Source organism: Streptomyces macrosporus (genome assembly GCF_039533145.1).
GTDB lineage: Bacteria > Actinomycetota > Actinomycetes > Streptomycetales > Streptomycetaceae > Streptomyces > Streptomyces macrosporus.
In genome coordinates this window covers 516643-528724 of sequence record NZ_BAAASZ010000017.1, presented here as the reverse complement: position 1 = coordinate 528724, position 12082 = coordinate 516643, and the positions used below count along the sequence as shown (strand labels likewise).

Annotated in this window: 11 protein-coding genes; 9 read left to right on the top strand and 2 right to left on the bottom strand. The window is 71.8% G+C overall.

What is annotated here, in order from left to right; genetic code table 11:
• The first annotated feature begins 85 nt into the window (after window positions 1–85).
• The 3 genes from ABD335_RS10845 (at window position 86) to ABD335_RS10835 (ending at window position 3162) form a co-directional block, all read left to right on the top strand.
• The gene (locus ABD335_RS10845; protein WP_344321976.1) at window positions 86–1315 is read left to right on the top strand and encodes a site-2 protease family protein; all 1230 of its coding nucleotides are present in this window, start codon (window positions 86–88) and stop codon (window positions 1313–1315) included.
• 71 nt (window positions 1316–1386) lie between these two features.
• Window positions 1387–2286 carry a tRNA (adenine-N1)-methyltransferase gene (locus ABD335_RS10840; protein ID WP_344321975.1) on the top strand — a complete coding sequence of 300 codons (900 nt, stop codon included), beginning with the start codon at window positions 1387–1389 and terminating at the stop codon, window positions 2284–2286.
• Between the two features lie 360 nt (window positions 2287–2646).
• Window positions 2647–3162 (top strand): hypothetical protein, encoded by a 516-nt coding sequence (locus tag ABD335_RS10835; protein WP_344321974.1) that lies wholly within the window; start codon window positions 2647–2649, stop codon window positions 3160–3162.
• A 4-nt stretch (window positions 3163–3166) separates the two neighbouring features.
• On the opposite strand, the gene ABD335_RS10830 is transcribed toward ABD335_RS10835, so the two are convergent.
• Entirely contained in the window at window positions 3167–3478 is a 312-nt protein-coding gene (locus tag ABD335_RS10830) for a ferredoxin (protein WP_344321973.1), read from the bottom strand.
• Between the two features lie 277 nt (window positions 3479–3755).
• On the opposite strand from ABD335_RS10830, the gene arc reads away from it, so the two are divergent.
• The 5 genes from arc to prcA all read left to right on the top strand — a co-directional run bounded on the left by arc (window position 3756) and on the right by prcA (window position 9445).
• The gene (gene arc / locus ABD335_RS10825) at window positions 3756–5522 is read left to right on the top strand and encodes a proteasome ATPase (protein WP_344321972.1); all 1767 of its coding nucleotides are present in this window, start codon (window positions 3756–3758) and stop codon (window positions 5520–5522) included.
• Between the two features lie 250 nt (window positions 5523–5772).
• Window positions 5773–7284 (top strand): depupylase/deamidase Dop, encoded by a 1512-nt coding sequence (gene dop / locus ABD335_RS10820; RefSeq protein WP_344321970.1) that lies wholly within the window; start codon window positions 5773–5775, stop codon window positions 7282–7284.
• A gap of 164 nt (window positions 7285–7448) precedes the next feature.
• Window positions 7449–7664 (top strand): ubiquitin-like protein Pup, encoded by a 216-nt coding sequence (locus tag ABD335_RS10815; protein WP_344321969.1) that lies wholly within the window; start codon window positions 7449–7451, stop codon window positions 7662–7664.
• 124 nt (window positions 7665–7788) lie between these two features.
• The gene (gene prcB, locus ABD335_RS10810) at window positions 7789–8634 is read left to right on the top strand and encodes a proteasome subunit beta (protein ID WP_344321968.1); all 846 of its coding nucleotides are present in this window, start codon (window positions 7789–7791) and stop codon (window positions 8632–8634) included.
• A 22-nt stretch (window positions 8635–8656) separates the two neighbouring features.
• Complete coding sequence (gene prcA / locus ABD335_RS10805) at window positions 8657–9445, top strand: proteasome subunit alpha (RefSeq protein ID WP_344321967.1); 789 nt, start codon at window positions 8657–8659, stop codon at window positions 9443–9445.
• A gap of 33 nt (window positions 9446–9478) precedes the next feature.
• On the opposite strand, the gene ABD335_RS10800 is transcribed toward prcA, so the two are convergent.
• A complete protein-coding gene (locus ABD335_RS10800) occupies window positions 9479–10567 on the bottom strand; it encodes a LacI family DNA-binding transcriptional regulator (RefSeq protein ID WP_344321966.1) in 1089 nt (362 codons plus the stop codon).
• A 156-nt stretch (window positions 10568–10723) separates the two neighbouring features.
• On the opposite strand from ABD335_RS10800, the gene ABD335_RS10795 reads away from it, so the two are divergent.
• A complete protein-coding gene (locus tag ABD335_RS10795) occupies window positions 10724–11983 on the top strand; it encodes an MFS transporter (protein ID WP_344321964.1) in 1260 nt (419 codons plus the stop codon).
• The last annotated feature ends 99 nt before the right edge of the window (window positions 11984–12082 follow it).

The following is a 12082-nucleotide window of genomic DNA, read 5'->3' as shown; positions in this document are numbered from 1 at the left end:
AAGTACCCCTTCGCACCCCCCTCGCGCCGCACGATCGCGGGGGTACCACCAACGGGTGCGAGGGCACCTTCTACGAGGGGAACCCGTGGCGGACACGGACAACAGCGGGCGGCGGGAGCCCGGCTCCGGCGGACCGGCGAAGAACGGGCCGGGCCGCCCACGAGAGAGCGGCGGCGGCATCCTCATGGGCCGCCCCTTCGGCGTGCCCGTCTACGTGGCACCGAGCTGGTTCGTCATCGCGGCGCTGATCACCTGGGTCTTCGGCGGCCAGCTGGAGCGCGTGCTGCCGGAACTGGGCGCGGCCCGCTATCTGGTCTCCCTGTTCTTCGCGGTCGCCTTCTACGCCTCCGTCCTCGTCCACGAGCTGGCGCACACCGTCGCCGCGCTCCGCTTCAAGCTCCCCGTGCGCCGCATCCAGTTGCAGTTCTTCGGCGGCGTGTCGGAGATCGAGCGGGAGAGCGAGACGCCGGGCCGGGAGTTCGTCCTGGCCTTCGTCGGGCCGCTGCTCTCCCTGGTCCTGTCGGGCGTGTTCTACCTCGGCCTGTTCGCCGTGGAGCCCGGCACCGTGCCCGCGGTGCTGCTCGCCGGACTGATGATCTCCAACCTCATCGTCGCCGTGTTCAACCTGCTGCCCGGCCTGCCCCTGGACGGCGGCCGGATGCTGCGCGCGGTGATCTGGAAGCTCAGCGGCAAGGCCATGACCGGCACCGTCGCCGCCGCCTGGACCGGGCGCGCCCTCGCCGTCGCCGTCCTCGTCGGGATGCCGCTGCTCGGCTACGCCGGCGGTTACGCCGACGAGGGATTCGGCAGCCAGGAGTCGCTCATCGACGCCCTGCTCGCCGCGATCCTCGCCGCGATCATCTGGACCGGGGCCGGCAACAGCCTGCGGATGGCCCGGCTGCGCGAGCGCCTGCCCGAGCTGAGCGCCCGCGCCCTCACCCGCCGCGCCGTCCCCGTCACCTCCGACACCCCCCTGTCGGAGGGGCTGCGCCGCGCCAACGAGGCCGGGGCCCGCGCGCTGGTGGTCGTGGACGGCCAGGGCGACCCGATCGCCATCGTCCGCGAGGCGGCCATCGTCGGCGTGCCCGAGCACCGCCGCCCCTGGGTCGCCGTGAGCACCCTCGCCCAGGAGATCACCGACGGCATGCGGGTGTGGACCGAGCTGGCGGGGGAGGAGCTCCTGGAGCACCTGCGGGCCACCCCGGCCACGGAGTACCTGGTGGTCGAGGAGACGGGCGAGATCTACGGCGTGCTCTCGGCGGCCGACGTCGAGCGGGCCTTCGTGGCCGCCATGGCCAAGCCCGCCTCCTCCTGACGGAGCGGTCCCGGGCGGGCTACGGGACCTCGATTACGGACCGTGGGCCGTGCTCGACTACGCTTGCACCCATGTCCGAACCGACCGGTGCCGCCCGCCGTCGCGGGCCCTTCCAGGTCGGGGACCAGGTCCAGCTCACCGACCCCAAGGGACGCCACTACACCTTCACGCTCGAAGAGGGAAAGAGCTTCCACACCCACAAGGGAGCCTTCCCCCACGACGAGCTGATCGGCGCGCCCGAGGGCACGGTCGTCCGTACCACGGGAAACGTCGCCTACCTCGCGCTGCGTCCCCTGCTCCCCGACTACGTCCTGTCCATGCCGCGCGGCGCGGCCGTCGTCTACCCCAAGGACGCGGGGCAGATCCTGGCGATGGCCGACATCTTCCCCGGCGCACGCGTCGTCGAGGCGGGCGTCGGCTCCGGCTCGCTGAGCACCTTCCTGCTCCGTGCCGTCGGCGACCAGGGCATGCTGCACTCCTACGAGCGCCGCGCCGACTTCGCCGACATCGCGCGGCAGAACGTCGAGCGCTACTTCGGCGGCCCGCACCCCGCCTGGCGACTGACCGTCGGCGACCTCCAGGACAACCTGTCGGACACCGACGTCGACCGGGTGATCCTGGACATGCTCGCCCCCTGGGAGTGCCTGGACGCGGTCTCCAAGGCCCTCGTCCCCGGCGGCATCCTGTGCGCCTACGTCGCCACCACCACCCAGCTCGCCCGCACCGTGGAGTCGATCCGCGAGCACGGCACCTTCAACGAGCCGACGGCCTGGGAGACCATGGTCCGCACCTGGCACGTCGAGGGCCTGGCCGTCCGCCCCGACCACCGGATGGTCGGCCACACCGGCTTCCTGCTCACCGCCCGCCGCCTCGCCGACGGCGTCGAGCCCCCCATGCGCCGCCGCCGTCCCGCGAAGGGCGCCTACGGGGAGGACTACACCGGGCCGGGCAGCGGCTCCGGCCGGGGCTGACCGACCCCTCGCGACGCACGTCCACCGCCGCCGGGCTCCCCGGAGCCCGGCGGCGCCGGCGCGTCCGGAGCCCCGGTGGGCGGGCCGGGCGAGGAGAGCGGGACCCGGCCGTTCCGCCGCGGTGTGACGTGTGGCACGATGCTGGGCACCCCCGGCCGCCCGCACTCACAGGAGTCGACCCGCGTGCAGCTTCCGGCAGGCTCTGCGTCGTCCCCCTCGGCATCCCCCTCGGTGCCGTCCTCCGCGCCCTCCTCCGCGCCCCGTTCCACACCCTCCGCATACGTCCCCTCCCAGCCGACCCCCGCGCCGTCCTCCCCGCCGCCTTCCCGCCCCGCGCTCCCCCACACCCGCGCCCGCGCGGTGCACTGGGTCGTCACGGCCGCGGCGCTGGGCGCCGTGCTGGGCGGCTCCGCGCTCCTGCGCCCGGCCGACGCCACGGCCACGCCCACCCCCGACGCCGTCGCGGCCCCCGGCCCGGACGCGGAGGAGGCCCGCTACCCGCTGGACTGCGGTCCGGCGGACCCCGAGGTGATCGACCGGGCCGCCGTGGACTTCGACGGCGACGGGCGGGCCGAGACCGTCGCCGTGGTCCGCTGCGCCGTGGGGATCGGCACCCCGCCCAGCGGGATGTACGTCCTGGCGCACCCCACGCGCGAGGGCGCCCGGCCGCGGATCGCCGAGACCCTGGTGGACCCGGGGGAGGACATGACGGTCCAGGAGCTCACCGTCCGCGACCGCACGATCCACGCCCGGCTGCTCGGCTACTCCTCGGACGAGGTGCCCCGCTGCTGCCCCGACCGGATGCGGGACGTCGAATGGAACTGGCGGGACGGGAAGTTCGTGCTGAAGGCCGCGCCGACGGCGCGGAGTGTGTGACCCGCTACCGCGCGTCGGGGCCGTGTATCTCGACCTTGTCCGAAACTCGTCGTACGTGGATGCACTCGCCCGGGCACTCCCGGGCGGAGTCCACCACGTCGTTGAGCAGCGGCAGCGGCACGGGGGCGGCCGCCCCCGGCTCCGTCAGCAGCTCCGCCTCCCCGCCCTCGGGGGCCGGGGGCTTGACGTAGGCGAGCCCGTCGACGTCCAGCTCGAAGACGTCCGGTGCGTACTGCGCGCAGATGCCGTCCCCGGTGCACAGGTCCTGGTCGATCCAGACTTCCACTTCCTCGACCTGCTCGTTCTGCGCGCCCATGTGCTGCCTGCCGTTCCTGCCCTCGTGACCGGACTGTGTAAGGAAAACCCGCCGTGATGTCGACGGAATAGAGCCACCCGTGACGGGGGTTGACGGTCTCGACGATACAACCGGCCGCTTTCCGGGAGGGTTGGGTGGGTATTCACCCGGGGTAAGGGAGTGCGCAAGGGTGAAGATCGGACACACCCCGACCGTCTTTGTGATCTAGGGGTTTCAACCCCCATCACTCCAGGTAGGGTCAGGAAGCGTCCAGCTCCCCTTGGAGGAGGTGAGGACCGTGGCAGCCCACGACGACGACATCAACCGCGGCATCCGGCCCGAGCGGGGTACCGGCGACCCGGCCGGCCAGGTTGCCCATCTCGAGCAGGAGATCGCCGTCCTGCGCCGCAAGCTCGCCGACTCTCCGCGGCACACTCGGATTCTCGAGGAGCGGATCGTCGAGCTGCAGACGAACCTGGCCAGCGTGTCCGCGCAGAACGAGCGGCTGGCCAACACGCTCCGTGAGGCCCGCGACCAGATCGTGGCCCTCAAGGAGGAGGTCGATCGGCTGGCCCAGCCACCGGCCGGCTTCGGGGTCTTTCTGCAGGCGAACGAGGACGGTACGGCCGACATTTTCACCGGAGGGCGCAAGCTCCGGGTGAACGTCAGCCCCAGCGTCGACCTCGGTGAGCTCAAGCGTGGCCAGGAGGTCATGCTGAACGAGGCGCTCAACGTGGTCGAGGCCATGGAGTTCGAGCGCGCCGGGGAGATCGTCACTCTCAAGGAAGTCCTGGAGGACGGCGAGCGCGCCCTGGTGATAGGGCACACCGACGAGGAGCGTGTGGTGCGGCTCGCCGAGCCGCTGCTGAACAGCACGCTGCGCGCCGGCGACGCCCTGCTGTTGGAACCGCGCTCGGGGTACGTCTACGAGGTCGTCCCCAAGAGCGAGGTCGAGGAGCTCGTCCTCGAAGAGGTCCCGGACATCGACTACACCAAGATCGGTGGCCTGGGCGGGCAGATCGAGCTCATCCGCGACGCGGTGGAGCTGCCCTACCTCTACCCGGACCTGTTCAAGGAGCACGAACTCCGTCCACCCAAGGGCGTCCTGCTGTACGGACCGCCCGGCTGCGGCAAGACGCTCATCGCCAAGGCCGTGGCCAACTCCCTTGCCAAGAAGGTCGCCGAGGTCACCGGACGGCCCCAGGGGAAGAGCTACTTCCTCAACATCAAGGGCCCCGAGCTGCTCAACAAGTACGTCGGCGAGACCGAGCGGCACATCCGGCTGGTCTTCCAGCGGGCACGGGAGAAGGCGAGCGAGGGCACGCCCGTCATCGTCTTCTTCGACGAGATGGACTCCCTCTTCCGCACCCGCGGCTCCGGTGTCAGCTCGGACGTGGAGAACACCATCGTCCCGCAGCTGCTGTCGGAGATCGACGGTGTGGAGGGCCTGGAGAACGTCATCGTCATCGGCGCCTCCAACCGCGAGGACATGATCGACCCGGCGATCCTGCGCCCCGGCCGCCTCGACGTGAAGATCAAGATCGAGCGCCCGGACGCCGAGGCCGCCAAGGACATCTTCTCGAAGTACCTGACGCCCAACCTCCCGCTGCACCCGGAGGACCTCGCGGAGCACAACAACGATCCCGAGGCCACCGTCGCCGCGATGATCCAGTCGGTCGTCGAGCACATGTACGCGGAGTCCGAGGAGAACCGCTTCCTGGAGGTCACCTACGCCAACGGTGACAAGGAGGTCCTGTACTTCAAGGACTTCAACTCCGGCGCGATGATCCAGAACATCGTCGACCGGGCCAAGAAGATGGCGATCAAGGCGTACCTCGACCACAACCAGAAGGGCCTCAGGGTCTCCCACCTGCTCGCCGCGTGCGTGGACGAGTTCAAGGAGAACGAGGACCTGCCCAACACCACCAACCCCGACGACTGGGCCCGCATCTCCGGCAAGAAGGGCGAGCGGATCGTCTTCATCCGCACCCTCGTCACCGGAAAGCAGGGCGCGGACACCGGACGCTCCATCGACACGGTGGCCAACACCGGTCAGTACCTGTAACAAGACACCGTCCGGCTGCGGATGCCCGGATTCCTCTCCCACGAGGAGGGGAAAGGCATCCGCAGCCGGATCTTTTCCGAGGAAAAGCGGGGAAGTCCGCAGTGATCTCCCAACCGCGGCCCGATCGTCCTAGGCTCGTCCGTACTGCCGCCTTGCGCAGTGCGGGCCCGGGAACCAGGTGCGGGCCGGATGCGCAGCGGGACTTGAGCGGTGACCCGAGGGCGGGCCGCCGCCGGGCAAGGAGGGTCGCATGACCGTACGGCGAGTAATGGGCATCGAGACGGAGTACGGGATCTCCGTCCCCGGCCACCCGAACGCCAATGCCATGCTCACCTCGTCCCAGGTGGTCAACGCCTACGCGGCGGCGATGCACCGGGCGCGCCGCGCCCGCTGGGACTTCGAGGAGGAGAACCCGCTGCGGGACGCCCGCGGATTCGACCTCGCGCGCGAGGCCGCCGACGCCAGCCAGCTCACGGACGAGGACATCGGCCTGGCGAACGTGATCCTCACCAACGGTGCGCGGCTGTACGTCGACCACGCCCACCCGGAGTACAGCGCGCCCGAGGTCACCAATCCGCGCGACGCCGTGCTGTGGGACAAGGCGGGCGAGCGGATCATGGCCGAGGCCGCGCGCCGCGCGGCCGAGACCCCCGGTGCCCAGCCGATCCACCTCTACAAGAACAACACCGACAACAAGGGCGCCTCCTACGGGACGCACGAGAACTACCTGATGAAGCGGGAGACGCCCTTCTCGGACATCGTGCGCCACCTGACGCCCTTCTTCGTCTCCCGCCAGGTCGTCACCGGCGCCGGGCGGGTCGGGATCGGCCAGGACGGCGCCGAGCACGGTTTCCAGATCAGTCAGCGCGCCGACTACTTCGAGGTCGAGGTCGGTCTGGAGACCACGCTCAAGCGGCCCATCATCAACACCCGCGACGAGCCGCACGCGGACGCCGAGAAGTACCGCCGGCTGCACGTGATCGTGGGCGACGCCAACCTGTCGGAGATCTCCACCTACCTCAAGCTCGGCACGACCTCCCTGGTGCTGTCCATGATCGAGGACGGCTTCATCGCCGTCGACCTGGCCGTGGACCAGCCCGTGCGCACCCTGCACGAGGTCAGCCACGACCCCTCGCTGCGGCACCTGATCACGCTGCGCAGCGGACGGAGGCTCACCGCGGTACAGCTCCAGATGGAGTACTACGAGCTGGCCCGCAAGTACGTGGAGGAGCGCTGGGGCGCGGACGCCGACGAGCAGACCAGGGACGTCCTGGTCCGCTGGGAGGACGTCCTGGGGCGGCTGGAGAGCGATCCGATGAGTCTGGCGGGCGAGCTGGACTGGGTGGCCAAGAGAGAGCTGATGGAGGGCTACCGGCGCCGCGACGGCCTCGACTGGGACGCCGCCCGGCTGCACCTGGTGGACCTGCAGTACGCCGACGTGCGGCCCGACAAGGGCCTGTACAACCGTCTGGTGGCCCGCGGCAGGATGAAGCGGCTGCTGGACGAGGCCGAGGTGGAGCGGGCCCGCACCAAGCCCCCGGAGGACACCAGGGCGTACTTCCGGGGTCGCTGCCTGGAGCAGTACGCCGACGCGGTGGCCGCCGCCTCCTGGGACTCGGTGATCTTCGATCTGCCGGGTCGGGACTCCCTCCAGCGGGTACCCACCCTGGAGCCGCTGCGCGGTACGCGCGCCCACGTCGAGGGACTGCTGGACCGCTGCCGCACGGCGGAGGAGTTGGTCCGCACGCTCTCCGGGCGCTGACCGGGGGCGCGCGGGACGGCTGAAGACCTCCGTATCAGGGAATCATGGAAGTGGCTTCCGGACGTTATGACGGTGACGCGTCACCGAGCAGGAGAGAAGGGCCGATGTCGGACCCGGCTTGTAGGGTCTGATCTTGTACCGTCCAACCGAGCGGGGTGAGGTATATGGCGACCAAGGACACCGGCGGCCAGCAGAAGGCGACACGCTCCACCGAGGAGGTCGACGAGCAGGCGCCGGAGGCGCAGGTCTCGGAGGACCTCAAGGAGCGCCACGAGGCGCTGTCGGACGAGGTGGACTCCGTGCTGGACGAGATCGACGACGTGCTCGAGGAGAACGCCGAGGACTTCGTGCGGTCCTTCGTACAGAAGGGCGGAGAGTAGGACGCGTTCCCCCGTCCCGCACCCCCGCAGCGGCGGGGGTGCGGGACGGATGACATCCGCCGCCACGGGTAAGGTCCGTGCAGTGTTCGACGATCTGGTCTCATGATCTGGTGGAAGGAAACGTGTGGAAGCCAACACTCGTAGCTCAGGGCGTCTGCCGGCTGCCTTCCTGACGCCGGGCTCGTCCTCGTTCATGGACTTCCTGTCCGAGTACGCGCCCGAGCAGCTTCCGGGCAATCGTCCGCTGCCGCCCGTGAAGGGCGCCGTCGAGGCGCCGCACGGCACGACGATCGTCGCGGTCGCCTTCCCCGGCGGCGTGGTGCTGGCGGGTGACCGGCGGGCGACGATGGGCAACATGATCGCGCAGCGCGACATCGAGAAGGTCTTCCCGGCCGACGAGTACAGCGCGGTCGGCATCGCCGGGACCGCCGGGCTCGCCGTGGAGATGGTCAGGCTCTTCCAGCTGGAGCTGGAGCACTTCGAGAAGGTGGAGGGCGCCACCCTCTCCCTGGAGGGCAAGGCCAACCGCCTGTCCACGATGATCCGCGGCAACCTCGGCATGGCGATGCAGGGCCTCGCGGTGATCCCCCTGTTCGCCGGGTACGACATCGACGGCGAGAAGGGCCGCATCTTCTCCTACGACGTGACCGGTGGACGCTCCGAGGAACAGGGCTTCGCGGCCGTCGGCTCCGGTTCCGTCTTCGCCCGTGGCTCCCTGAAGAAGCTGCACCGGGACGACCTCACCGAGCAGGAGGCGACCACGGTGGTCGTCCAGGCGCTGTACGACGCCGCGGAGGACGACTCCGCGACCGGCGGTCCCGACCTCGTCCGCCGCATCTACCCCGTCGTCGCGGTGATCACGGAGGACGGCTTCAGGAGACTCACCGAGGAAGAGGTCGCCGAGGTCGCCCGTTCGGTGCACGAAGGCCGGCTCCAGTCGCCCAACGGGCCCCAGGCCCCGGTGCTCTAACACAGGAAGGGACGGATAGCCGGTGTCGACGCCGTTCTATGTCTCACCCCAGCAGGCCATGGCGGACCGCGCCGAGTACGCCCGCAAGGGCATCGCGCGGGGCCGCAGCGTGGTCGTGTTGCAGTACGCCGACGGCATCGTGTTCGTCGCCGAGAACCCCTCTCGCGCACTGCACAAGGTCAGTGAGATCTACGACCGGATCGCCTTCGCGGCGGTGGGCAAGTACAACGAGTTCGAGAACCTGCGCATCGGCGGCGTCCGCTACGCCGACCTGCGGGGTTACACCTACGCCCGTACCGATGTCACCGCACGGGGCCTGGCCAACGTGTACGCCCAGACGCTGGGCACCATCTTCTCCAGCGTGGCGGAGAAGCCGTACGAGGTGGAGCTGATCGTCGCCGAGGTCGGGGAGGGCCCCGACGACGACCAGATCTACCGGCTGCCGCACGACGGCTCGATCGTCGACGAGCACGGTTCGGTGGCGGTCGGCGGCAACGCCGACCAGATCAGCAGCTACCTCGGCCAGCGCCACCGGGACGGGATGACCCTCGGCGAGGCGCTGAAGCTGGCGGTGGAGTCCCTGAGCCGGGACAACAACGGCAGCGAGCGCACGCTCACCGCCGATCAGCTGGAGGTCGCCGTCCTGGACCGCACCCGGCCCCGGCAGCGCAAGTTCAAGCGCATCCTGGGCCGTCAGCTCTCCCGGCTGCTGGAGGAGGGCGACACGTCCGCCGCCGGCACCGCGGCCGAGGAGAACGGGGGCGGGTCCTCCGGCTCCCCGGACACCCCGGGGGACGCCTCCGGGAAGTGATCCCCGCTCGACGCCCGCGCGCCCCGGCAGTGCTCAGCGCCCGCCGGGGCGCGCGGGCGTCCGCGGCGGCGGGGCGGTGGAGCCCCGCACGGCCAGCGCCACCGGAAGGGTGGTGACCTCCGCCGGACCGCCCGAGACGTCCCCGCCGGTTCCGACGCCCCCGCGGTCGCCCGCGCCCTCGACGCCCAGGACCGCCAGCAGGGCCCGCATCCCGGCCGCGCCCGCCTCCTCGGCGGGCAGCCGCACGGTCGTCAGCTCCGGCTCCAGCGCGGTGGCGAGCGAGAGGTCGTCGAAGCCGGTGACCGAGACGTCCTCCGGCACCCGCAGCCCCAGCCGGCGGGCCGCCTTGCAGGCGCCCGCGGCGAGCAGGTCGTCGTCGCACACCAGCGCGGTCGGGCGGGGATCGGCCGCCAGCGCCTCCAGGGCGGCCCGCGTCCCGTCGGCGACGGTCAGCGCGGACGGTCGGGTGAGCGGCGGTGCGCACCCGGCCGCGCGCACCGCCTCGGCCAGGGTCCTCGCCCGCACCTCGAAGGTCCAGGAGTCCACGGCCGCGGCGATGTGGGCCAGCCGGCGGTGCCCGAGGTCCAGCAGGTGCGCCACCACCTGCCGCATGCCGTCGGCGATGTCGAGGTTGACGGTCGCCGCCGCCTGGGTCCGCTCCGGTTCGCTGTCGAGCATGACCAGGGGCAGGTCGCCGTCGGCGCGCAGGGCGGCCGGCGCCTCGGAGGCCATCGAGGAGGCGATCACGCCGTCCAGCGCGGCGCTCGCGGAGTCGAAGGGGTCCCGCGCGGGCCCGATCCCCTCCGGCGAGGGGTAGAGCACCACCCCGAAGCCGTGCTCGGCGGCCACTCGGGCGGTGCCCGCGTGGAGGCGGGCGAAGAACTCGTTGGTGAGCGCCGGGACGACCAGCAGGGCGGTGCGGGTCCGCCCCAGCCGCAGGCTGCGCGCGGCCGGATTGGGCCGGTAGCCCAGCTCGCGCGCGGCCGCGCGCACCGCCTCGGCCTTCCCCGGCGACACCCGGCCGCGCCACTTGTCGCGCAGCACCAGGGAGACGGCCGCCTGCGAGACCCCGGCCGCGCGCGCCACGTCCCGGCTCGTCGGCCGGGAACGGTCGGTGGTCATCGGCCGGCTCCTCGCGGGGGGGACGTACGGGGTCGGAAGGGACGCCGCCGGCGGTCGGGCATGGACCCCGGGGCTGCCTCATGGTACGTATGACGGAGTCAGTTATACGTAACACTTCGCGACTGCCGGGAAGAACCGGGGAAGAGGAGCCGACGCATGGCGACGGGCTACGCCGATCTGCTGCGCGCCAGACACGCGATGCGGCTGCTCGTGGGCACCCTGGTCGGGCGGCTGCCGAACGCCACGGCCGCCCTGGCCATCGTGCTGTTCACCCGGGCGGAGGGCGGCGGCTACACGCTGGCGGGCGTCCTGTCGGCCGTCTACGGCCTGTCCAACGCCGTCGGCCAGCCCCTGCTGGGCCGCGCGGTGGACCTGTGGGGCCAGCCGCGGGTGATGCTGCCCGCCGCGCTGCTCTCCGGCGCCGGCATGGCCGTCTTCGCTCTCGTCGGCATCGCGCCCCTGCCCGTCGCCTACGCCGCGACGGCCGTCGCCGGGCTGTTCACCCCGCCTCTGGAGGGGGGCCTGCGGGCCCTGTGGCCCAGCGTCCTGAAGCGGCCCGACCGGGTGCACGCCGCCTACGCGCTCGACGCGGTCGCCCAGGAGGTGATGTTCACCCTCGGTCCGCTGGCCGTCACCGTGCTGGTGGCCGTCTGGAACGAGGCCGCCGCCCTGCTGGTCGTCAACGCCCTGGGGGTCCTCGGCGCCCTGTCCGTGGTGGTCTCGCCGCCCTCCCGCCGGTGGCGCTCGGCCCCGCGCGAGGCGCACTGGCTGGGCGCCCTGCGCTCGGGCGGCCTGCTGGCCCTGTTCGGCGCGTTCTTCTTCGTCGGCCTCGCCCTCGGAACGATCTCGGTGGCCGCGGTCGCCTACGCCGACGCCCACGGGGACAGCCTGATCTCCACCCACCTGCTCTCGGCGCTGGGAGCGGGCGCCCTCGTCGGCGGCCTGGTCTACGGTGGACGGGAGTGGCCGGGGGAGCCGGAGACGCGGCTGCGCGCGCTGGTGGCCGCCCTGGCGGTGGGCTACCTGCCGCTGGTGCTGGTCCCCGGGCCGGCGGCGATGACCGTCCTGGCCGGGGTCGCCGGCCTCTTCCTGGCCCCCTCGATCGCCTGCGCCTTCGTCGTCGTGGACCGGCACGCGCCGACGGGCACGGTCACCGAGGCGTTCTCCTGGCTGGTGACCGCCTTCGGCGTCGGCGCGTCGGCGGGCACGGCCGTGGTCGGCCCGGTCATCGAGTGGGGCGGCCCGGCGGCGGGCTTCTCCGTCGCCGGCGCGGGCGGCTTCACCGCCCTGCTCGTGCTGTCGGCCACCCGCCGCGTCCTGGCGGCCCCCGCCTCCGCCGCGGGAGCCGTCGCCCGGGTGAAAAGTGATCGGAACGAGAGCGCCGAACCCGGTTTCACGACCGGCCATCGGGCGTAAAGTTCCATCGTGACTCCGCTCCCCGTGCCAGGAAGGGGGCCTTCGACCCGGGGTCGCGGTCCGGCTCGAACCGATCCCTCGCGGGGACTGACGTAAATC